This is a genomic window from Endozoicomonas sp. PH6C, from assembly GCF_059322965.1.
This window is the reverse complement of record NZ_CP185342.1, coordinates 1,492,841-1,516,146: the sequence shown is the minus strand read 5'-3', so window position 1 is coordinate 1,516,146 and position 23,306 is coordinate 1,492,841. Positions and strand designations below refer to the sequence as shown.

Annotated in this window: 16 protein-coding genes; 10 read left to right on the top strand and 6 right to left on the bottom strand. The window is 48.2% G+C overall.

What is annotated here, in order from left to right; genetic code table 11:
• Positions 1 to 10: 10 nt before the first annotated feature.
• Positions 11 to 709, top strand: a complete 699-nt coding sequence (locus ACOMG9_RS05995; RefSeq protein WP_494529942.1) for a DNA-3-methyladenine glycosylase I — start codon at positions 11 to 13, stop codon at positions 707 to 709.
• 243 nt (positions 710 to 952) lie between these two features.
• Here the strand turns inward: ACOMG9_RS05995 and ACOMG9_RS05990 are convergent, their stop codons facing one another.
• Positions 953 to 1,159: a type II toxin-antitoxin system PrlF family antitoxin gene (locus ACOMG9_RS05990; RefSeq protein ID WP_494529941.1), complete on the bottom strand. Its 207-nt coding sequence runs from the start codon at positions 1,157 to 1,159 to the stop codon at positions 953 to 955.
• A 157-nt stretch (positions 1,160 to 1,316) separates the two neighbouring features.
• Here ACOMG9_RS05990 and ACOMG9_RS05985 point away from each other — a divergent pair, with 157 nt between their 5' ends.
• Together ACOMG9_RS05985 and ACOMG9_RS05980 are read left to right on the top strand one after the other, a co-directional pair.
• Positions 1,317 to 2,087 (top strand): type IV pili methyl-accepting chemotaxis transducer N-terminal domain-containing protein, encoded by a 771-nt coding sequence (locus tag ACOMG9_RS05985; protein ID WP_494529940.1) that lies wholly within the window; start codon positions 1,317 to 1,319, stop codon positions 2,085 to 2,087.
• A 233-nt stretch (positions 2,088 to 2,320) separates the two neighbouring features.
• Entirely contained in the window at positions 2,321 to 2,980 is a 660-nt protein-coding gene (locus ACOMG9_RS05980; protein WP_448216174.1) for a hypothetical protein, read from the top strand.
• Positions 2,981 to 3,211: 231 nt separating this feature from the next.
• Here the strand turns inward: ACOMG9_RS05980 and ACOMG9_RS05975 are convergent, their stop codons facing one another.
• The 3 genes from ACOMG9_RS05975 to ACOMG9_RS05965 all read right to left on the bottom strand — a co-directional run bounded on the left by ACOMG9_RS05975 (position 3,212) and on the right by ACOMG9_RS05965 (position 5,292).
• Positions 3,212 to 4,126 carry a Tim44 domain-containing protein gene (locus tag ACOMG9_RS05975; RefSeq protein ID WP_494529939.1) on the bottom strand — a complete coding sequence of 305 codons (915 nt, stop codon included), beginning with the start codon at positions 4,124 to 4,126 and terminating at the stop codon, positions 3,212 to 3,214.
• 381 nt (positions 4,127 to 4,507) lie between these two features.
• Positions 4,508 to 4,924: an alternative ribosome rescue aminoacyl-tRNA hydrolase ArfB gene (arfB, locus tag ACOMG9_RS05970; protein ID WP_422132780.1), complete on the bottom strand. Its 417-nt coding sequence runs from the start codon at positions 4,922 to 4,924 to the stop codon at positions 4,508 to 4,510.
• A 5-nt stretch (positions 4,925 to 4,929) separates the two neighbouring features.
• Positions 4,930 to 5,292 (bottom strand): DUF2288 domain-containing protein, encoded by a 363-nt coding sequence (locus ACOMG9_RS05965; protein ID WP_422408815.1) that lies wholly within the window; start codon positions 5,290 to 5,292, stop codon positions 4,930 to 4,932.
• Positions 5,293 to 5,467: 175 nt separating this feature from the next.
• Here ACOMG9_RS05965 and ACOMG9_RS05960 point away from each other — a divergent pair, with 175 nt between their 5' ends.
• The 3 genes from ACOMG9_RS05960 to ACOMG9_RS05950 all read left to right on the top strand — a co-directional run bounded on the left by ACOMG9_RS05960 (position 5,468) and on the right by ACOMG9_RS05950 (position 15,132).
• Positions 5,468 to 8,608 carry a hypothetical protein gene (locus ACOMG9_RS05960; RefSeq protein WP_494529938.1) on the top strand — a complete coding sequence of 1,047 codons (3,141 nt, stop codon included), beginning with the start codon at positions 5,468 to 5,470 and terminating at the stop codon, positions 8,606 to 8,608.
• Between the two features lie 120 nt (positions 8,609 to 8,728).
• Complete coding sequence (locus ACOMG9_RS05955; protein ID WP_448216171.1) at positions 8,729 to 11,866, top strand: hypothetical protein; 3,138 nt, start codon at positions 8,729 to 8,731, stop codon at positions 11,864 to 11,866.
• A 119-nt stretch (positions 11,867 to 11,985) separates the two neighbouring features.
• Entirely contained in the window at positions 11,986 to 15,132 is a 3,147-nt protein-coding gene (locus tag ACOMG9_RS05950; RefSeq protein WP_494529937.1) for a hypothetical protein, read from the top strand.
• A gap of 58 nt (positions 15,133 to 15,190) precedes the next feature.
• On the opposite strand, the gene ACOMG9_RS05945 is transcribed toward ACOMG9_RS05950, so the two are convergent.
• The gene (locus tag ACOMG9_RS05945) at positions 15,191 to 15,913 is read right to left on the bottom strand and encodes an SDR family oxidoreductase (RefSeq protein WP_448216169.1); all 723 of its coding nucleotides are present in this window, start codon (positions 15,911 to 15,913) and stop codon (positions 15,191 to 15,193) included.
• A 316-nt stretch (positions 15,914 to 16,229) separates the two neighbouring features.
• On the opposite strand from ACOMG9_RS05945, the gene ACOMG9_RS05940 reads away from it, so the two are divergent.
• Complete coding sequence (locus ACOMG9_RS05940) at positions 16,230 to 16,859, top strand: glutathione S-transferase (protein ID WP_448216168.1); 630 nt, start codon at positions 16,230 to 16,232, stop codon at positions 16,857 to 16,859.
• Positions 16,860 to 17,020: 161 nt separating this feature from the next.
• Here the strand turns inward: ACOMG9_RS05940 and dnaK are convergent, their stop codons facing one another.
• Positions 17,021 to 18,976: a molecular chaperone DnaK gene (dnaK, locus tag ACOMG9_RS05935; RefSeq protein WP_448216167.1), complete on the bottom strand. Its 1,956-nt coding sequence runs from the start codon at positions 18,974 to 18,976 to the stop codon at positions 17,021 to 17,023.
• Positions 18,977 to 19,591: 615 nt separating this feature from the next.
• Between dnaK and rsxA the strand changes: the two genes are divergently transcribed.
• From rsxA to rsxC, 3 genes are read left to right on the top strand one after another with little or no spacing between them, the layout of a single operon-like run.
• Positions 19,592 to 20,176 (top strand): electron transport complex subunit RsxA, encoded by a 585-nt coding sequence (gene rsxA / locus ACOMG9_RS05930; RefSeq protein WP_448218615.1) that lies wholly within the window; start codon positions 19,592 to 19,594, stop codon positions 20,174 to 20,176.
• A gap of 19 nt (positions 20,177 to 20,195) precedes the next feature.
• The gene (rsxB, locus tag ACOMG9_RS05925; protein WP_422137371.1) at positions 20,196 to 20,780 is read left to right on the top strand and encodes an electron transport complex subunit RsxB; all 585 of its coding nucleotides are present in this window, start codon (positions 20,196 to 20,198) and stop codon (positions 20,778 to 20,780) included.
• Positions 20,777 to 23,287, top strand: coding sequence for an electron transport complex subunit RsxC (gene rsxC, locus ACOMG9_RS05920; protein ID WP_448216166.1), 2,511 nt, complete (start codon positions 20,777 to 20,779; stop codon positions 23,285 to 23,287). Before rsxB ends, rsxC begins: the two co-directional genes overlap by 4 nt.
• Positions 23,288 to 23,306: the final 19 nt, after the last annotated feature.

Genomic DNA, 23,306 nt, shown 5'->3' with positions numbered 1-23,306 from the left:
ACTTCCTCCCATGAAGTTGTTACTGTTTCAGCTTAGCCAAAATCACTGCCAACAGCTCAAGAGTGCCATTGACCTGTTTTCTAATGCTTTACTCTTCACGGCAACCAGTATGGGAGTCATCCTTTTGACAAATCAACGATGTGCCTGGTGCACAGAAGACCCGGACTACATTCGATATCATGATGAAGAGTGGGGCATTCCCTGTCACGACGATCAGAAGCTGTTCGAATTTCTGATTCTGGAAGGGGCCCAGGCTGGTCTCAGCTGGATCACCATACTCAAACGCCGGGAGGGCTACCGCAGAGCCTTTGCAGGCTTTGATCCGACAGCCGTCGCCCAATTCACCGGGCAAGATGTAGAAAGACTGCTCCAGGATGAAGGTATTGTCAGAAACCGGCTGAAAGTAAACAGTGCCATCAACAACGCCCGGGCCTTTCTGAACATTCAGGAAGAGTTTGGCAGCTTTAATCAATATATCTGGTCCTTTGTGAATCACACTCCAATCCGGAACCAGTGGAAAACCATGTCTGAGGTGCCGGTCACCACCCCGGAATCCAATGCCATGAGTAAAGACCTGAAAAAAAGAGGTTTTTCATTCGCAGGCAGCACTATCTGTTATGCATACATGCAGGCTATGGGGATGGTGAATGATCATTTGGTGGGCTGTCCTTCGTACTCCTCACCACTGTTGGTGTCGGTTGAAGCATAAGCTGGTTTTTCCGACAATTCCTTGTCAGACAAACCATAAAGTCGTTTTTCCGGCAACGGCTCTGCACAAATGATGACTTTCAAGGATATGCAGGATTAGAGGGATTGCCTGAAACCCGTTCAAATGCCAACTGGTTGATTGCCGCCAGTCGTTTTGTGGCGTTTTTCTTTTGAAAGTCGAGATCGATATCAATCTCCCCAACCAGATCACTGAGCTTCCGAGCAAGCTCCGGGAAAAACGGCTTCAGTGTTCAGGGGTGATTTTCATATCCCGCTCAAGAAAATCCAGGAATCCTGCTATTACAGGGTCTCTTTCGTCACTCTGGCACTTAAAAAGCAGGACGCTGCAATCGGAGCGAATCTCATACTGAAGCTTTTCCTGCTTGTTTAATTCCAGCGCCTTTCTGACCGAGGCCGGAATAATCGTCTGAGAACTATTCAGCTCTGGCATATATTCTGCACATAGCTTTGCAACATAACCTGTTGAACCAAAAACTCATCAGGATGCCCCCGGATAGCGCAGAGAGCGAACAATAACAGTGCAAATTTCCAGAATACTTCCCGACTTCCGCCCACTTTTATTCTGTTATAAATTCCTGGGCTTTATTATGGCGTATTTAATCGCTTACTCAGGAGAAACTTCAGCCGCCCTGAACGATGCCGAAGCGGTTAACACATCCGGTTTGCAACGGATGCTGTCTCAGCGAGTCGCTAAAAGCTACCTGATGATCGGAGCCGACATTAACTCAGAAGACGCCAGAGAGCAGCTCGATAAAAGCATTACGCTGTTTGAAAATAACTTTCAGGCTTTATCAGATTATGCGCCCAACGATGCAATCAAACATCAGCTGAGTGTGGTTGCGAAAGACTGGGAAACTTACAAAAAAATGGCACTGTCAGAACCCGACAGAGAAGCTGCAGCTGACCTCATTCAAAAGGCTCTGAGGGTATTCAACAGCAGCAATGACCTGGTTACATTGATTGAAAAGCACTCTGCCACCAGCAAAGCCAGACTGGTCAATGTTTCAGGTCGACAGCGCGCGCTCAGCCAGAGAATAGCTATGTATTACCAGGCTCTGGCCTGGGGCGTCGGTGGCAATATCTATGAGAAAGGTTTTGAGGAATCCATGGCTCTGTTTGAAAGCTCACTGAATGAACTCGACCAGTCCCCCGTGAATACCCCTGAAATCAAAAAGCTGCTCTCCAAGGTTAAAGCTCAATGGTTTTTTTCCAAATCAGGGTTTACGCAATATAAACAGGGACGCTATATGCCTACAGCCATCTCTGTGACCACAGAATCCATTCTCAAGAAAATGCAGGTGTTGACCCAAAAGTACGAACAGGTCATGGTCAATGGTCAGGGGCTAGCCAGCAGTTAGTCCCCGGCTTCCTCAGCGGTATCACGCTACATACCTGTGAAACGCAAGCTGATCCCGGCAAGACCGTCATTATAAAAACCTCCCCAACTCAACACCGTCCTGGTGGCTGCGGGAGGTTTCTGACTGCAAGGCTATACCCTCTCGCTTTGTCCTTTTCCTGCTTACAGCACGTGTTTATGAACTTCCCCTGTTTCTTCTTGTCTAATTTAAGTAAGCAATTAACGGAGTGACTTATGATTCCATCTAATTCAACTAAACCACCTTTATTGGTTACTGGTTCTGGCAAACCGACAACAGAGCCGGATCAGCCAGAAACGGCCAGAGCTACGGCTGTTGACGCCCAAAAAACATCTGGCCTTGATAATCCAACATCCCATGGTGCAGCCAGGCCATTGGCTTCATATTCTATTGAGTCTTCAGACGATGAATCTGAAGACAGTGATGATGATTTTTCAAAACTGCTGGACGAGTATCTTGAAGGCAGTAAAAGCGGAATTTTAAAACTGTTTTCGGATGATCGTGAATGGGTTGATATGGACAAAAACGTTCAAGCACTCAGGCTTGTTAATAGTTTATTCCTTGTTCATGTTCCTGATCAGGGTCAGGCCTACAAAGCCTGGTATATTTCCGGGATGGATTTGCATAATATATTCAAGCCAGAGTTACGAGATATACTCGGGGTGAACAGCCGCTTAGAAGCTGAAGCTTCTGACGACAGAGTAAAAACCTGGAAAGAATTCGTGCAAGAAACGCCTGGAACCAGCTATTTGTGTGGCCCTAATGCTGATGATAAAGTACGGGATTTTTTTGATGTTGACCCAGTTAATGTCACTAAAACCAAAAAAGGGCCAGTTACCGTCACATTTGATATTGCTACCAGAAGTTTTCAGTAAATCATATGAAGATCATTGACAATAGAGCCCAGTCAGGGAAAGGCAAAACACCTTTCCCTTCGGCTCTAAGTACTCAGCCATACGGAATCGAATATTTCTGGCTTATTGGGCAGGCGCTCTGCAAGGCGCAACGACGGGAGCATAGTAAGCTATGTGACCAGAGTTGCAACGCAGTCAGAGTGCCTGAACAATAAGTCAGAAAATATGATTTCGTATGGTTGAGTACTTACATCAGGCTTCAATACCCACAATCAGCCAGGGAGCATCGGGCTCTTTCAAGCTACGTTGCAGATGCCAGATATCGGTAATATCTTCTTCAACACCTTCAACGGTATCGCGATATTTACCGGTGAAGCGCACGCTGATCTCGGCAACAGTGTCGTTGTAATCAGCTCTGCCCAACTCAGCGTCCACAAAGATCACTTCGGTGTGCTGATCGCCACCCAAAGTGGCTCTTTCCGCTTTTAACTGTAAAAACAGTTCAGGGTCCAGATACTCACGAATGATGTCCAGATCGTTTTTATTCCATGCTTCCTGAAGCGTGCGGTAATGGTCTCTGGCACCATTCATGAATGCACTCAGGTTAAAGCCTTCTGGCAGATTCATCGGGACATCACTGGTTCCAAAACCGGTTTGAGGCAAGCTTGTTTGGTCAGCCTGACCGAAGTTATCTTCGTGCTGTTCCCTGTTCTGGCCAAACAGCTGATCTAATGAAGGGGATGGCTGGTTCTGCCCTGACTGTTCCGGGGTGAAGTGAGCATGATTGCCACCATGACCCGCTGCCGTAGCTTTGGCACGGTTCATACTGCGGAACACCTTGAAGAGCACAAAAGCCAGCAAAGCGATAATCAGAATATCCATCATCTGCAGACCAGTGAAAGCACCACCAAACAGAGAGGCAATCAGTCCACCTGCCAGCAGGCCACCCAACAACCCGCCCAGCATACCCTTGCGGGAGCCTTGAGCAGCTGTCTGTTTGCTACCCTGTTGAGGTGCGGCAGCCGGTTGTTTGGGAGCGGGAGCCGTGTTATAAGAACGACCAAAGCTCTTGCCTCCTCCAAACTTTTTAGCATCCGCCACTGGTACGTTGAAGACGAAGCTGAAGGCCATGATGATGGCCATAAAAGAAGCAAATCGTTTTATCATGAATCCGAGAGTCTCTTGTTTCCAATACCCATGGGCCTTAATCCTATGGAGAGCCAGATTTATTGCAAGTCATTCCATAAAAAAACCGCATTAATCAATGAAATAAGTTAGGTACTTAAATCAGGTCTCAATTCATTCAGCCTGAGGAGATCTCTTTGTTTCTCCACAAAGCTCCTCGGAGGACTGTAGAGGGTTCAGTATACCATTGGAGGCACTGATTGTCGGTTTAGTCCGGCGCCCCGTCACCCGAAGGTGGGGGCACAGATCCATCTGTTGGCGGTATCGGTATCTGGAGTCTCCTGACTCTTTCACTTCCGTTAGCTTTATAGTCCGTGGCAGTGGGACTGTTAATTAATTTTTCTAATAATAACCGAGTTTTGATCACCAGCCCTTGACCTGACCTCTCAGTGCTTTTGTCTGGCCTCGCTGATGCTTTCGATCCATGCGTTTTTTCTGTGAAGAACGGGTGGGTTTGGTGGCCTTTCTTTTTTTAGTCACCGCTGTCGCTTTTTGAATCAGGCCCAGTAACCGATTCAGAGCATCTTCACGATTTTTCTCCTGAGTTCTGAAGGACTGCGCCTTGATAACAATGACGCCCTCAGAAGAAATCCTCTGATCACTGAAAGCCAGCAGCTGTTCTTTATAAAAGTCCGGAAGGGAAGAAGCCCTGATATCAAACCTTAAGTGGACCGCCGAAGAGACTTTATTAACGTTCTGTCCCCCAGCCCCCTGGGCACGGATAAAATTAAACTCAATTTCATCCGAAGGAATGGTAACGGCATTGGAAATCTTCAGCATAGAATTCAGTTTCTATCCTGAACAAGCACCCACGGGCGCACAACTACCGCCCATAAATCCGCTTTTTGTTCATGCCAGTTCCTCGCCTGATCATCACTGACCGGTCCCAGTTTCCTGTCATTCAACCAGATTTCTACCGTCGCTTTATCATCAATGGAGATACTGTGAGCGACGGCAACAATATCCAAATCGGGAGCCACCGCCAGCAGGTGGCCGGAAGCAAAGTAGCGCTGGAGATCTTCCCAGGCAATTTTTGCGGTTTCCAGGTTGAGTTTGGCTTTGTTCAGCTCATTGGGGTCTACAGAATCACTCATTAACAATCTGTCTGTCTGATAAAGGTTAATAAAGGCAGAGACTAACACATCCATGGTTTTTTCAGCCAGTCAGGTCTCAGGAGTGCTCAAGCTTCTTCAGACCCGTATGTCTAACGATCTGGAGTCTCCCGAACCGGAGATAACTTTCCATTTTTTGAACCAAATCAAACTTTGCTGGTCCATTAATTAAAAGATTTAAAAAAAAATCAGACTATAGATGGAGTAAATCATGTTAACAGGGATAGCCAATACTACCGCCTCAAACTTGTCCAGCTGGGCCCTTCCGGAAACAAATGTTTCCGCGCCTGCTTCCACTCCAGATTTGAGCAACACTACAGCCGGGTCTGATGGACCCTCAACTCGCTCTGTACACCTGCGACAGATCACTTCTACTGCTGACCAGCATAGTGAATGGATATCCCATGTTCAGAGTGCAATAAGTAGAATTGATATTCCAATTGATAATAAATTTTTGCGAGAAAAAGTAGAAAATGCCAATCATGATCTTGAAAGGATGAGTCCGATCCATCCCGGGAAGGATGAAAAACTCTATTCGCAGTCATTGCAGGAACTGATCTGCTGCCTTGCCGAGGAGCCTATATATCCTGAAAATATTTCCGTTCTTCAAACGCTGGCTGATTTGGGGCTGGGACTTGAAGGCATGTCGATGAATTGTGAAATAAAGATCCCCCCCCGGTTATTAGAACAGTTACTGAGTAACACACGCCATAAAGAAGTGCTGAAAATTCTTGACAAACATGCCAGAAAAATAATCTTTATGGCTGATCCGGGCTATATGGAAATATTGGAAAAATACCTGACCCGGACGCTAATAAAGGAGGCTGCCAGAGAACTTATGCTTGCGCTGGCAAAACTTTGCCAAATGGTCACAAAAATTAATCCATCTCTACAGTTTTCCGATCTTTCAGCAAGCTATCTGATAACAGCTATTTTCGAATCGCTGAGCATCAGGCATTGCAACCCCGAAGCATCAGAGGATTTCTGCCAGAGTATCACCACTGCACTGAATTCAGAGTACTTTGTATCTCAGCTTTCTATGCTGGAAGTGAATGTACAAAGGCATGAAAAACTGATCCTGGAAGAACTGAAAAAGCTGGATGATACGGAGCGGGAACAGCTTCTGGTATCCAGCTTTACATTAGGCCAGTGGGAGCTGTTCAGGCGGTTGCTGGCCGACTCTTCTCCGACAATTCTTAATCGGGAGTTTAATAAGGGCGGGAATATTCTTCACCTTATGGTGACAGCACTGCAGAGCGTGAACTCTTTCGATGGGATATGCAGCTATTCCTGTCTGGAAGCTTATCCCCCCCGCTATGACCAGTTGTTTCAATATCTGCCCGCCGAGACTCTGGCCAATCAACGGGACAACAGCGGCGCAACTCCGCTGTTGCTTTTATACCGACATCACCGCGAGCAGTTAGCATCAGTGCCCATATCCAAAGTGGAAGACCGTCAACTGGCCAAAGCCCGGCGCAGCGCTCTGATCAAGATAACCGCTTCTGCTCACCTCATTGATTGTATGCAGGATCATTTAGACGGAAAATTCCCGTTCAATGTCAACTGGTTTTTTGAGTTCCTGCAACTCTTTAAATCCCTGCCGTCATCTACCTTTAAGGCCGATCGCTTAGGTTCTTCTGACTATTCATACAAAGGACACTTGTTACACAAACCCTTGCCCGGTGCAACCAGGTTACTACAGCCTGTTATCAATTATTTTCACCTTCACCCTGACGTTTTGCGGGATGAGCAGCAGACACTGGAATTAATGAGGTTAATACATCAGAACCGGTTGCCGGTTGAATTTTCTGCGCAGGTGCTCCGGGCTGCCAGCGAGGACATACAAAAAAAACTACTTGAGCACCTGTCAGCAGCACCTGATGATCGCAATTCACTCTTTATTGAACGAAACTACGACGTAGCCCAGAGGAGACGTTTCTACCCATGGCATCTGATTGGCCTTGGGGTTGGCGGCGGGTGTGCGCCTGATCCAGACAGATTTTATTGTCAGAGGTTTCGCCATGCGGTTGCTGAATTTGACAGGGAACACCCAAAAGAGACGGTTCCACGAATTCCCGGGCTTTGGGAAGCAGAGCTACTCAACGTCAACTGCGGGAGTATTATAACTTACGGTCGCAGCCTGGCTTTTCCATCACAAGAGGTACCTGAGGGGTATCGCCGTTTCAAGTTCCTGAAACAGCAACATTGCTCCACAGAAGACTGGCATGATTTTGTCCGCGAGCAGCCACAGCTGGAATTTTTTCGAACCCATAAGGATAAGCTGGGCCTTGAAAGCGCCCTGCTTAAACCACGGGGCATTTATCGTCTGAACGATGCCCTGGACAAGCTCAAAGCCTGTAGATTAACTGAAGAAACCCTGGCAAGCATTGCCCTGGAGCCCGATGGTTCAGCACTGCTACAGGTCTTTGATGATGAAAAAAATACCCAACTGTATCACCACTATCCTTATGAAACCGGAGACGTGACCGGCCTCTCGGTGCAGGCATCCTTTGATGGCCTGAGACTATTTGCCAGAGATGCGGGGCGTCTCTGGCATCACAATTTTCAGGCACCGGATACACTAACTTCATTCCATAATACCGCTAATGGCAGACGCTGGGTACCAACACCCTTTTTTGGAACTCAGAGTGTTCCCGGCACGATGGGAGAGTGGAATGCCCAGCACTACCCAAACGTAGCACCTGCCCCGGTGGGGATGAGAGACTGGGCTGATATCCGCTCATTTGCCGAGCAAACCTCCTACAGCTTTGGTTTGCCAAAACTCTACCTTATAACCGATCGTGAGGGGATGGGCGAATTGCGGATCACTGAGCTTGGGAAAGTCTTTTACGGACTGGTGATTAACTGGCTCAGGGTGCGCCATGACACCAACAGTCTCGATTACAAAAACACGGAGCAGATGAACCAGTTGCAGGATGAGCTGGTGACCATTGCCGCTGACCTGTTTGGTAGTGCTTACCAAATGGACACGCAGGCCATGAAAGCAAGGATATGCCAGAAATTCCCGACAGAGTCGCTGAGCCGGGCTGCACTTGAGTGTGGTTACTGGTGTGACCCGGAACTTCGCTATGTAAAGGATATCAAATCAGGCCGTTTTCCTGATGAGGTTTATCCGGATCATCCGCGTCAGAGCTTTAACCCTGGCCGATTAAATCCAGACACAAAGAACCTGACCGATCTGGGAATTCGGCGCTCATCCAGAGCCAAAGGACCAAATCTGGGTGTTAACACTGGCACCCTGCCAATGCCCCATCTCGACAGTTTGTTCTGGTTTGCACTTTATACGGGGTGGCAACAGCTGGAGCCATCCCGGCAGAGTGTTTCAAGATAACCATCCTGTTAATGGCCTTTTTTATACCCATCGAACATTCCATTTTTTGAACCAAATCAACCTTTGCTGGTCTAAAAATAAAGACGCTACAAAAAATTCAAGTTATTGATGGAGTAAATCATGTTGCCACGGATGACCAACACTATCGCCTCAAACTTGTCCGGTTGGACCGTTCCGGAAACAAATGTTTCTGCCACTGTTTCTGCAGGTTTGAGCAACGTAACAGCCGGGTCTAATGGACCCTCAAGTCGCCCTGTACACCTGCGACAAATCACTTCTACTGCTGACCAGCATCGTGAATGGATATCCCATGTTCAGAATGCAATAGGCAAAATAGATATTCCAATAGGTAATAAATTATTGCGAGACAAGGTAGAAGATGCCCATCATGATCTTGAAACGATGAGTCCGATTCATCCCGGGGAGGATGAAAAACTCTATCCGCAGTCATTACAAGAACTGATCAACTGCCTTGCCAAGGAACCTATATTTCCTGAAAATATTTCCGTTCTGAAAACGCTGGCGGATTTGGGGTTGGGTCTTGAAGGCATCTCGATGTCTCTTAAAATAAACACCTCCCCCCGATTATTAGAACAACTCCTGAATAACACAGACCATGATGCAGTACTGAAAATTCTTGCCGAAGATGCCAAAAATATAATTTTTAAGCCTGATTCGGGCTATATGGAAATATTGGAAAAATACCTGACCCGGACGCAGATAGAGAAGGCTGCCAGAGAGCGTATGCTTACGCCGAGAATGTTCTGCTCAATAGTCACAATAATTAATCCATCTCTACAGTTTTCCGATCTTTCAGCAAGCTATCTGATAACAGCCATTTTCGAATCGCTGGGCATCAGGCATGGCAACCCCGGAGCATCAGAGGATTTCTGCCAGAGTATCACCACTGCACTGAATTCAGAGTATTTTATATCTCAGCTTTCTATGCTGGAAGTGAATGTACAAAGGCATGAAAAACTGATCCTGGAAGAACTGAAAAAGCTGGATGATAAGGAGCGGGAACAGCTTCTGGTATCAACCTTTATATTAGGCCAGTGGGAACTGTTCAGGCGATTGCTGGCAGGCTCCTCTCTCACAATTCTTCTTCGGGAGTTTAATAACGGCGGGAATATTCTTCACCTTATGGTGACAGCACTGCAGAGCGTGGGCTCTTACAAGGAGGTATGCAGATATGGCTGTCTGGAAGCTTATCCCCCCCGCTATGACCAGTTGTTTCAATATCTGCCCGCCGAGACTCTGGCCAATCAACGGGACAACAGCGGCGCAACTCCACTGTTGCTTTTATACCGACATCACCGCGAGCAGTTAGCATCAGCGCCCATATCCAAAGCGGAAGACCGTCAACTGGCCAGAGCCCAGCGCAGCGCTCTGATCAAGCTAACGGCTTCTGCTCATCTCATTGGTTGTATGCAGTATCATTTAGACGGAAAATTCCCGTTGAATGTCAACTGGTTTCTTGAGTTCCTGCAACTCTTTAAATCCCTGCCGTCATCTACTTTTAAGGCCGTCCGCTTAAGTTCTTCTGAGTATTCATACAAAGAACAGTTGTTACACAACCCCTTGCCCGGTGCAACCAGGTTACTACAGCCTGTTATCAATTATTTTCAGCATCACCCGGACGTTTTAAGGGATGAGCAGCAGACACTGGAATTAATGAGGTTAATGCATCAGAACGAGTTGCCGGTTGAATTTTCTGCGCAGGTGCTTCGGGCTGCCACTGCGGGCATGCAAAAAAAACTACTTGAGCACCTGTCAGCAACACCTGATGATCGCGATTCACTCTTTATTGAACGAAACTACGACTTAATCCATTTAAGGCCACGTTTCTATCCATGGCATCTGATTGGCCTTGGGATTGGTGGCGGGTGTGCACCTGATCCTGACAGATATTATTGTCAGGCTTTTCGCCATGCGGTTGCTGAATTTGACAGGAAACACCCAAAAGAGACGGTTCCGCGAATACCCGGGCTTTGGGAAACAGAGTTAGTCAACTGCAGAAGTAGTATTATAACTTACGGTCGCAGCCTGGCTTTTCCATCCACGGAGGTACCTCAGGGGTATCGCCGTTTCAAGTTCCTGAAACAGCAACATTGCTCCACAGAAGACTGGCATGATTTTGTCCGCGAGCAGTCACAACTGGAATTTTTTCGAACCCATAAGGATAAGCTGGGCCTTGAAAGCGCTCTGCTGAAACCAAGAGGCATCTATCGTCTGTTTGATGCCCTGAATAAGTTCAAAGCCTGTGGATTACGTGAAGAAACCCTGGCTAGCATTGCCCTGGAGCCTGATGGTTCGGCACTGCTGCAAGTCTTTGATGATGAAAAAAATACCCAACTGTATCATCACTATCCTTATGATACCGGAGACGTGACCGGTCTCTCGATGCAGGCATCCTTTGATGGCCTCAGACTCTTTGCCAGAGACGCGGGGCGTCTCTGGCATCACAATTTTCAGGCACCGGATACACTAACTTCATTCCATAATTCTGCTGATGGCAGATGCTGGGTACCAACAGCCTTTTTTGGAGCCCAGGGTGTTCCCGGCACGATGGGAGAGTGGAATGCCCAGCATTACCCAAACGTAGCACCTGCTCCGGTGGGGATGAGGGACTGGGCTGATATCCGCTCATTTGCTGAGCAAACCTCCTACAGCTTTGGTTTGGCAAAGCTCTACTTTATAACCGATCGTGAGAGACAGGGCGAATTGCGGATCACTGAGCTTGGGAAAGCCTTTTACGGGCTGGTGATTAACTGGCTCAGGGTGCGCCATGACACCGACAGTCTGGATTGCAAAAACCCCGTGCAAATGAACCAGTTGCAGGATGAGCTGGTGACCATTGCCGCTGACCTGTTTGCCAGTGCGTACAAAATGGATACGGAGGCCATGAAAGCAAGGATATGCCAGGAATTCCCGGCAGAGTCGCTGAGCCGGGCTGCACTTGAGTGTGGTTACTGGTGTGACCCGAAACTCCGCTATGTAGAGGATATCAAATCAGGCCGTTTTCCTGATGAGGTTTATCCGGATCATCCGGATCAGAGCTTTAACCCAGACCTATTAGGTCCAAAAACAGAGAACCTGACCGATCTGGGAATTCGGCGCTCATCCGGAGCCAAAGGGCCAAATCTGGGTATTAACAGCGGCACCCTGCCAATGCCCCATCTCGACAGTTTGTTCTGGTTTGCACTTTATACGGGTTGGCAACAGCAGGAGCCATCCCGGCAGAGTGTTTCAAGATAGTCATCCTGTTAATGGCCTTTTTATATCAATCGAACTTTCTATTTTTTGAACCAAATCAACCTTTGCTGGTCTAGAAACCAAGACGTTACAAAAAAATCAATTTATTGATGGAGTGAATCATGTTGCCACGGACGACCGATACCACCACCTCAAACTTATCCAGCTGGACCGTTCCGGGGACAAATACTTCCCCCCCTGTTTTCACTACAGGTTTGAGCAACAAAACAGCCGGGGCTGACGGGCCCTCTTCTGGTCGCTCCATACACTTGCGACAGATCAGTTCTACTTCTGGCCAGCGTCATGAATGGGTAACCCATGTTCACAATGCATTAAGAAATATTGATATTCCACTTGATAACAGGTTTTTGCGAGAGCTGGTAGAAAATGCCCAACAGGATCTTGACAGGGTGAGTAAGAACAATTCCACAGAGGATGAAAAATTCTATTCGCCGCACTTGCTAAAACTGATCTTCAACCTTGCTTGCCGACCCACCCTTCCTGAAAATATTTCCGTTCTACAGACGCTGGCTGATTTGGGGTTGGGACTCCCGAATGAGTCGGTGGGTAATGAAATACGGATACCGCCGCAATTATTAAAACAACTCTTTGATAACACACACCGTGAAGCAGTACTGGGAATTCTTGGCGAGCACGCCAAAACAATGATGTTTAGGGCTGATCCGGGCTTTATGGAAATATTGGAACACTACCTGAGCCCGTTACAACTTCGCTGGGCTGCCCGGGAGCTTGTGAATTATCTGGCAAGAGATTGCCATTTTCTGGCGGAACTCAACCAACTTCTTCGACTTTCCGATGGTTCGGCACCGTACCTGATAAAAGCTATTTTCAACTCACCGGGCATCAGGCATGGCAACCCTCAAACGTCGCAGGATTTCTGCCAGACAATCACCACTGCAATGGCTTCAGAGGCTTTTATTTTCCAGCTTTGTTTGCTGGAAGTTAATGCCCAGAGGCATGAAAAACTGATCCTGGAAGCACTGGAAAAGCTGGACGAGAGGGGGCGGGAGCGCATGCTGGCATGTGCTTTTATATTAGGCCAGTGGGAACTGTTTAAGCGCTTGCTGTCGGGCTCATCAGCCGCAATTCTAAACCAGACGTTTGCTAACGGCAGTAACATTCTACACCTTATGGCGACAGCCATTCCGAGCTTAAAATCTGGCCTCAGCATACGCAGCTATCGCTGTCTGAATACTTATACTCCCCGCTATGACAAGTTGTTTCAATATCTGCCCGCAGAGACTCTGGCCAACCAACGGGACAACAAGGGCGCAACTCCGCTGTTGCTTTTGTACCGTCATCAATGCCCGCAATTAGCGTCGGCGGCCATGTCCGGAGCGGAAGACCGTCAGCTGGCCAGAGCCCGCCGCAGCGCTCTGATCAAGCTAACCCATTCAGGTCATCTCATTGATTGTATGCAGGATCATTTAGACGGAAAATTCCCTTTGAATGTCAACTGGTTTTTTGAGTTCCTTCTGCTTCACAGATACCTGCCAGCATCCACTTATAGAGCAATCAGCTTACGCTCTACTGAGTATTCATTGTACGAACAGCTAATAGACAAACCCCGGCCCCATGAAAGAGAGTTACTTCAGTCAGTTATCAACTATTTTGAACTTCACCCTGACACTTTAAGGGATGAGCAGCAAACACTGGAACTGATAAAGTTAATACACCGGATCGGATTGCCGGTTGAATATTCTGCGCAGGTGCTCCGGTTTACCACTGGGGACATGCAAAAAAAACTCCTTGGGCACCTGTCGGCAACAGCTGATGATCGCAACTCACTGTTTATTGAACGACGCTACGATGTATCTTATGACGGGAAACCTTATTACTATCCATGGCATCTGATTGGCCTTGGTGTGGGTGGTGGGTGTGCACTTGATCCAGACATGTTTTACAGCGAACGTTTCTGCCATGAGGTTGCTGAATTTGGCAGAAAACATCCGAAAGAGTCTGTTCCGGAAATTTCCGGGCTTTGGGAAGCAGAGTTATTAATCAACAGCGGGAATATTGAAACTTACGGTCGCAGTCTGGCTTTTCCTTCTGCAGAGGTACCTCAGGGGTATCGCCGTTTCAAGTTCCTGAAACAACAACCTGGCGCCACAGAAGGCTGGCATGATTTTGTCCGCGAGCAGCCGCAACTGGATTTTTTTCGAACCCATAAGGATAAGCTTGGCCTCGAAAGCGCACTGCTGAAACCAAGAGGCATTTATCGTCTGTCCGATGCCCTGAATAAGTTCAATGCTTGGGGATTACGTGAAGAAACCCTGGCAATCATTGCCCTGGAGCCCGATGGATCGGCACTGCTGCAAGTCTTTGATGATGAAAAAAATACCCAACTGTATCACCACTATCCTTATGAAGCTGGAAGAGTGGACGGCCTCTCAGTGCAGGCATCCTTTGATGGTCTCAGGCTGTTTGCCAGAGACGCGGGTCGTCTCTGGCAACACAATTTTCAGGCACCGGATACATTAAGCTCATTTCATAATGCTGCTGATGAAAGATGCTGGGTCCCCACACCCTTTTTTGGAAACCAGTGTCTTCCAGGCACACTGGGAGAGTGGAATGCCCAAGATTACCCAAACATAGCACCAGCCCCAGTGGGGATGAGAGACTGGGCTGATATCCGCTCATTTGCAGAGCAAACCTTCTCCAGCTTTGGTATGAGCAAAATTTATTGTGTAACTGATTGTGAGAGACAGGGCGAATTGCGGATTACTGAGCTTGGAAAAGCGTTTTACGGGCTGGTGATCAACTGGTTGAGAGTGCGCCATGACACCGACAATCTGGATTACGAAGACAGCGTGCAGATGAAGCAATTGCAGGAAGAGCTGGTGACGATTGCCGCTGATCTGTTTGGTAGTGCCTATAAGATGTGCACGGAGGCTATGAAAGCAAGGATATCTCAAGAATTCCCGGCAGAATCGCTGCGTCGGGCTGCACATGAGTGTGGTTACTGGTGTGACCCGAAACTCCGCTATGTACAGGATATCAAATCAGGTCGTTTTCCTGTTGAGCTATACCCGGATCATCCGGATCAAAGCTTTAACCGTGAACATTTGAACCCAGACGAAGAGAACTTTACCGATCAGGGGTTTCTTCGTTCATCCAGAGCCAAAGGACCAAATCTGGGTACTGACTCCGGCACCCTGCCACTGCCCCATCTGGACAGTTTGTTCTGGTTTGCTTTATATACAGGGTGGCGCCTGCAGGAGCCATCCCGAGGGAGTGCTTCAAGATAATCACCCTGATAATGGCATTTTGTTGCGAGAGCAGATCAATAAACCGATCCTCTGAGTCTTAAGGCTGCTGACGTGTAGCAGAAACCACAATTTCACGCACACAAACATTTTGAGGCTGGCTGTAAACAAAGTTCACGCAGCTGGCGATGTCTTCTGGATGAATAACGCCACCCATGCTGTCTTTCCAGCTTTCATAACCTTCCCTGATATCACTGGACGTGGTGTGACTCAGCAGCTCGGTCTCTACTGCACCGGGAGCAAGGGTAATCACCCTTACATTGTCGTCTGCAACTTCTTCACGCAGGGTTTCTGACAAGCCATGAACCGCAAATTTGGTGCCACAGTAGGCCATATGATTAGGAAAGCCTTTGATACCAGCAATGGAACTCAGGTTAATAATAGTGCCACCCTTGCGCTTTTTCATTTTGCCAATAACAGCTCCAATACCATTAAGAACACCGTTCACGTTAACGCGGATCATTTGATCCCACTCGGCTGGATCTTGTTCATTCGCATTACCCAGCAACATCACACCTGCATTATTGACCAGACAATCAGTCTCACCGTAAACAGATTCCGCTTCATCCACTGCGGCATAAAAAGCTTCGCGATCAGTCACATCGACTTTTCTGCACAGCGTGTTGGGCAGGCCCAGAGCATCCAGCTTTTCAATTCTTCTTGCCAGCAGTAACAGTGCATGGCCCTGGGCACTGAACTGACGGGCGATGGCTTCACCAATACCGGAACTGGCACCTGTAATCACTACCAATGGTTTTGTCATGGGAGGAATTCCTGTTAATACCAATCGAACTTAAATCGTACCTGGCATGAGTTCGTAACCAATCAGAATTGAGCGATACTCTACCTTCAGACTCACCTCTTGCAGAAATACCTTTTGGTTTGGACATCAATGAGTTTTTATTATCTACAGGCCTACCTGGATGCCCTGCAGCGAATATCAATGCCTGAAAAATGTTATGTGAGATCAAAACTTGTAAAAGAGTTTCAATTCCTGGCAAGAACTACTGTATTATTTTTGTGCCTTGTCCGCCGCCTGAAGAATAGTTTCAGATGACTTAACCTGCCCGGGAACCTCCGTGAACCATAGCAATACACCCATTCTTTATTCTTTTCGTCGATGCCCTTACGCCATGCGTGCCAGACTGGCTCTGACTTACGCAGGTATTACCCTTGAGCACAGAGAGATATTACTGAAAAACAAACCTCAGGCGATGCTTAGTGTCTCACCAAAAGGCACTGTTCCTGTTTTGGTACTTCCTGGAGGCAGAGTCATTGATGAAAGTCTTGATATCATGCTCTGGGCACTGGCTGTCAATGATCCTGAAAACTGGTTACCTGAGAATCCTGATGACAGAGCTGAAATCATGGCACTGATCCGCAAAAGTGATGTCGAGTTTAAGCCACGACTGGATCGCTATAAGTATGCCGATCGACACCCTGAGCATCCCATGGAGTTTTACCGTACTCAGGGTGAAGAGTTTATAGCGCTTCTGGACAACAAACTCAGCAGTCAGAACGGATTAATGTCCGATAAAGTCACCCTGGCGGATATGGCAATTGCTCCTTTTATACGACAGTTTGCCCATGTAGACAGAGACTGGTTCTATTCAACGCCTTACCAGAGAGTGCATCAATGGCTGAAGCGCTTTCTTGAATCCGGGCTGTTTTTGCAAATCATGGGCAAACACCCTTTATGGGAAAATTAACACTCAGAAATCTCCCTTCGAAATCAGAGACCATGGCAAAACTCCAACAACTCGTTCCCACGCCAGGACCCAAAGGGCCTGAAAGCATGGGAACCAGAGTTTTGCAACAGCCTCAATTGGCGGTGATTTACGCCGGATTTGCTAATTATCTGGTTAGTGACTTACAACTCGTCTTTATCCTTGGATGTATCAGTGGCCCGGGCAGCTATAGACTGAAAGGCGTCGCTGAGTTCCTGATATTTTTCCTCTAACTGTTCTGCAGTGGCTTCCGCATTGTCATCAAGCCAGGCAATGGCATCCTGAACGTTATTATCAAGAAGGCTCTTGTCTTCATCAGAGAGTTTACTTACCCAGCCGTTACTGTCATCCGTCAATTGGGCGCGTTGCGAATAAACAATTGATTCCAACTTGTTACGGGCCTCAGCTCTTTTTTGTGTCTGCTGATCCTGCTCCGCGAATTTCTCGGCATCCTGAACCATTTTTTCAATTTCCTCTTCGCTCAGTCGGCCAGTATCTTTGTTAATAACGATATTGTTACTGCCACTGGATTTTTCCTCGGCCTTCACCGTCAATATGCTGTTCTCGTCCACAGAGAAAGTCACATCTATTTGAGGAGTGCCCCTGGGAGCAGGTGGAATACCGGTAAGATCAAACTTACCCAACAGGTGATTGTCCTTCGTCATAGGACGCTCCCCCTCGTAGACCTGGATAGTCACTGTGGTCTGGCTATCGCTGGCAGTGCTGAATATCTGGTGTTTCTTGGTGGGGATTACCGTATTGCGGGTCAGTATTTTTGCGAAAACCCCGCCTACTGTCTCAATCCCCAGGGAAAGTGGGATGACATCAAGCAGAAGTATGTCGCTGGTTGACTTATCCCCACTGAGCACCGCTCCCTGAACAGCAGCACCATAGGCGACGGCCTCATCCGGATTGATACTATGATTTAAAACTTTACCTTCAAAGAAATTGCTTAGCAGCTCCCGAACTTTAGGGATTCGGGTGGAGCCACCAACCAGAATAATCTCGTGGATATCCCCGCGTTCAAGTCCGGCGTCTTCCAGAGCCTTCTTCACGGAAGTCAGTGTTTTTCGGAACAGGTCAATATTGATCTCTTCAAATTTCGCTCTGGACAGTGGCTCGCTGAAGTCCTTTTCATCTGCCAGTGACTCAACTTCAATCCGGGCCTGATGGGACGCTGACAAAGTGCGCTTGGCCTTCTCCACCTCACGGCGTAATTTTTGCTGAGCGCGTTTGTTATGGGTCAGATCAAGACCGTATTTACGTTTGGCAATTTTACTGAAGTGATTAACCAGTCGCTGGTCAAAGTCCTCCCCCCCAAGGTGGGTGTCGCCAGCAGTAGCCAGTACCTCAAACACACCGCCATCAATCGTCAGTATTGATACATCAAAAGTGCCACCACCAAGGTCAAATACCAGTATGTTTTCTTCACCCTTGAGCCTTGCATCCAAACCATAAGCCAGTGCCGCTGCCGTCGGTTCATTGATGATTCGCTCCACAGTCAACCCTGCTATTGTGCCAGCATCCTTGGTAGCCTGGCGCTGGGCGTCATTGAAATAGGCAGGTACAGTAACAATCGCACGGGTAACTTTATGCCCAAGATACTCTTCAGCAGTTACCTTCATTTTGCTCAGCACCATTGCGCTTAACTCTTCCGGAGTAAATGAAAAATGTTCCCGCTGGGTTGTCATTTCCACCTTGGGCTGACCATTGACATTGATGACACTGAAAGGGAAGTGCTTGATATCCGCCTGCAATTGCGGGTCATCATAACTTCGACCAATAATGCGCTTGACATCAAACACCGTAAGCTCCGGATTTCTGGAAGCCTGGTTCTTCGCAGCGTCTCCAACAAGACGCTCATTTTCCGGCGTCCATGCGATAAACGATGGCGTTATTCTATTTCCCTGATCATTGGCGATGATTTCCGTTCGCCCATTGCGACGAATACCCACACAGGAGTAGGTGGTCCCCAGATCAATACCGATAATAACTCCTTTCTCTTCGCTAGCCTCTGATTGGGCAGAGGCAAAGATTATCAGAGCGCGAAATAGCATAGCCTTAATAAATGACTTTTGAATTAAACCCCACTCCAGCATGATCAGCACCTTTATTAACGGATTTGAAGTTAACAGTTATCCCAGGCAATCAATGGCAGAGCGCTTGCTAATACAAACGCACATCCTAAAAACGCTAATCTGAACTCTATGCCTTCGTCAGAAGAGGAAGGATTGGCAAGCGCAGGCCCCCTTAGACCTCTCATAGTTTCCAAGAGTCGAACGGGAATTACGCTTGAGCATAAAATTCAGTTGCGCAAGTCAAACTTTACACTCAACGTTTTTCAGTCAACTTGCGCTAAAAAGTGAACTGTTTTATCGAATTGACCGGAAAGCTAGGCCATTATTTCTGGATTTTCAACCAATCCACTTACTTTCCAAACAGTCTCTCGAACTGGGTGACTTGGGAAATTTCCACGATGCATCAATGTTCCAATCCCGCTATAATCCCGCAGTTTTCAACATGAAATGTGGTCAGGCGGTGGTGTGAACCGTTTTATATTTATTTCTTTTAGATCTTAAAGTGCATTTAACTGCATTTTTTGGACATATATAATGAGCGGCCGCATTCGGGTATTGACGATGCTGACACCTGGATAAGGCACTCCATGGTCAGCCTGCCCCCAGAACACTCTCGGTAGAGTCAAAATGGAACAGATGAGCGAACTGGTACTGATTATGATCAGTGCCATCCTGGTCAACAACTTTGTACTGGTTCAGTTTCTGGGCCTCTGTCCGTTTATGGGTGTCTCCAACAAGCTGGAGTCAGCCATGGGTATGTCTCTGGCCACCACGTTTGTTCTCACTCTGGCCTCTATCTGCAGCTATCTCACTTATCGGTACCTACTGATTCCCCTGGGTCTGGAATTTCTCAAAACCATTGCCTTCATCCTTGTCATCGCAGTAGTGGTTCAGTTTACCGAGATGGTGGTCAGAAAAGTCAGCCCCCTGCTGCACCGTGTCCTTGGCGTATTCCTGCCTCTGATCACCAGTAACTGTGCTGTTTTGGGTGTGGCTCTGCTGAACAGCAATCGATTAAACAGCTCACTGGTTGATTCTGCGACCTACGGCTTCGGCGCTGCTGCCGGTTTCTCGCTGGTGCTGGTTTTGTTCTCTGCCATGCGTGAACGAATTGCTGCTGCCGATGTCCCAACTCCTTTCAGGGGAGCGGCCATCGGAATGATCAGTGCTGGCCTGATGTCACTGGCCTTTATGGGTTTCACCGGCCTGATCAAACTGTAAGGGAGAGCTGTCAAGGTTTATGGAAATCGTCATTTTCGCCATTATCGCCCTTCTTGCCCTGGCGCTCGTTTTTGGCGCCATACTGGGTTTTGCCAGCGTTCGCTTCAAGGTGGAAGGCAACCCTATTATCGACCAGGTGAATGAACTACTGCCCCAGACCCAGTGCGGTCAATGTGGTTTTCCGGGCTGTCGTCCCTATGCAGAAGCAATTGTCAGCGGTGAATCCATTAATCGTTGCCCTCCCGGTGGTCAGTCCACTATCAATGCACTGGCTGACCTTCTGGATGTAGAGCCAGAGCCACTGGACGAAGAGCACGGCGCCGAAAAACCACCCATGGTCGCTTATATCCGGGAAGATGAGTGTATCGGTTGCACCAAATGTCTACAGGCTTGCCCGGTTGATGCCATTCTCGGCGCTGCCAAGCAGATGCATACGGTTATGAAAGATGAATGCACCGGCTGTGATCTCTGTGTTGAACCCTGTCCTGTTGATTGCATAGACATGGTAACCATCGAAACAACCACCCGTACCTGGAGCTGGAACCTGCCCTCCAGAGCAGAACCCGACCTGATAGCCACTGACATGAGAGGTCAAGCCCTATGAATTTGCCTCTCAGGGACATTACTGAATCCGGGCACTTGTCCAGAGGCAAAGTTTGGCCTCTGACGGGTGGTGTTCATCCTGAAGAAAACAAGCACCAGTCCAACCGCACGCCAATCAGGCCGACTCCCATGCCGGAGAAGTTGATTCTGCCATTGTCACAGCACGCGGGATCTCCTGCCCAACCCATTGTTTCTGTTGGCGACATCGTATTGAAGGGACAGATGATTGCCAAAGCGACCGGCTTTGTCAGTGTGCCCGTTCACGCACCTACCTCAGGCACTGTAACTGCAATAAGTTCGCAAGCTATTCCCCATCCCTCCGGGATGCACGACGAGTGCATTACATTGGTTCCGGATGGAAAAGATCAATGGTGTGAGCTAAAGCCCGTCAACGATTATACTTCTGTTGAGCCAGCCACCCTGGTTGAACTTATCCGCCAGTCTGGTATTGCGGGTATGGGCGGAGCAGGCTTCCCAACCGCAGTCAAGCTATCGCCAAAGAGCCCGGTACACACCCTGATCCTGAATGGCTCGGAATGTGAGCCGTATATCACGGCTGATGACATGCTGATGAGAGAACGTGCCGACAGCATTATTGCCGGCGCAGAGATTTTGCAACACCTTCTCAATGCCGAACGCTGCCTGATCGGCATTGAAGACAACAAGCCAGAAGCGATTGAAGCTGTTAAAAAAGCCGTTGCTCTGTGCGACAACGGTCACAGGATGAAAGTGGTCGTCTTCCCAACCAAATACCCTTCCGGTGGTGAAAAGCAGCTGATTCAAATACTGACAGGTCTTGAGATACCCTCCGGGAAACTGCCTTCTGATTTGGGTATTGCTGTTCAGAATATCGGCACGACGGTGGCTGTCTACGAGGCTGTCCAGCATGGAAAGCCCCTGATTTCCAGAATCACCACCATGACCGGCAAAGCCCTCTCAAGCCCGGGTAATCTCGAAGTTCTTCTGGGCACACCTGCCAGACATCTTCTCTCCTGTGCAGGCATCAATGATCAGGAGCTGGAAACATTGATTATGGGTGGCCCCATGATGGGTTTCACGCTCAATGAGCAGGATGTCCCTGTCACCAAAACCAGCAACTGCCTGATTGCCGGAACCCGGGAAGAATTCCCTCCGGCTATGCCCGCTCAGGCCTGTATTCGCTGTGGTATGTGCGCAGAAGCCTGTCCTTCCTCTTTGCTGCCTCAACAGCTTTACTGGCATGCGAAATCAGAAAATCATGAGCAGCTGAAGCATCATAACCTGTTTGACTGTATCGAATGCGGTGCCTGCTCCTATGTTTGCCCGAGCAGTATTCCACTGGTTCAATATTACCGCGCCTCAAAAGGTGAAATTCGGGCTCAGGAAGCCAGACATGCCAAAGCAGAGCGCTCTAAAGTTCGCTACGAAAATCGCCAGGCCCGTCTGGAAAAAGAGCAGGCTGAAAAAGAAGCCAGGCGTAAGGCTAATGCTGAACGCGCTGCCAGGTTAAAAGCTGAGAAGGCGGCTTCAGGCAATAAAGTTTCATCAGCAGCCCCGGACCCTGTCCAGGCCGCCATTGAAAGGGCCAAAGCCAAAAAAGCAGCCACTGGCACAGCTACCAGCAAGCCGGCAAAAGCGACACTGTCAGGAGATCAGAAAGAGCTCAGGATCCAATTGTCTCTGGCCAACGCCCAGCTGAAGAAAACCCGCAGAGCTCTGATTCAGGCTCAAGAGAAAGCAGAAGGCGACGTTGACAAGCTAAGTGCTGACGTCAGTATGCTGGAGAACCAGGTGGCAAAACTGCAGAAAGATTTTGATGCTGCAGCCGTTTCAGAGCCTTCAGCTATAAAACAGCCTTCAGCTATAAGACAGTCTTCAGCTATAAAACAGCCGCCGAAAACTGAAAAAGCCCTTGATGAAGAAGCCGCCAAAAAGCTGAAAATAGAATCCGCTATGGCTAAAGCGGCCTTGAAAAAAGCAGAAAGAGCTTTGGCCTCAGCACTCGAAGAAGGTAGCTCTGAAACAGAAGCCCTCAAGGACACTGTAGAAGAGTGCCGCCAGAAAGCAGAGCGTCTGGCCAAAGAATGTGCTAACGCCGATATAGAAAAGCCTGCAAAACCCGCAGCGGATGACAAAAAACTGAAAGTTGAGCGTGCAATGGCCAAAGCAGCTTTGAAGAAGGCTGAGCGCGAAATGGCTAAAGCCCGGGAATCGGGCTCCATTGACACAGTACCCCTTCAGGAAAAAATAGACGAATGTCGGCAAAAGCTTGAACAGCTGGAATCTGGAAAAGCATCCGTTGCTGATAGCGAACCGGAGACGACCAGACCATCATCCCCGGCAAAAGTAGAAGCCAGCGACGACCTTAAGAAATTGAAAATTGAGAACGCCATGGCCAGAGCCGCTCTCAAGAAAGCCCAAAGGGCACTGGATAACGCCGAAGGCGATACTCATGCCCTGGAAGCTGCGCTGATGGAAGCACAAGCCAAAGCAGCTGAAGCTGAAAATGCTCTGACCGCAGCAGGTTAAATCTCATTTAATAAACAGT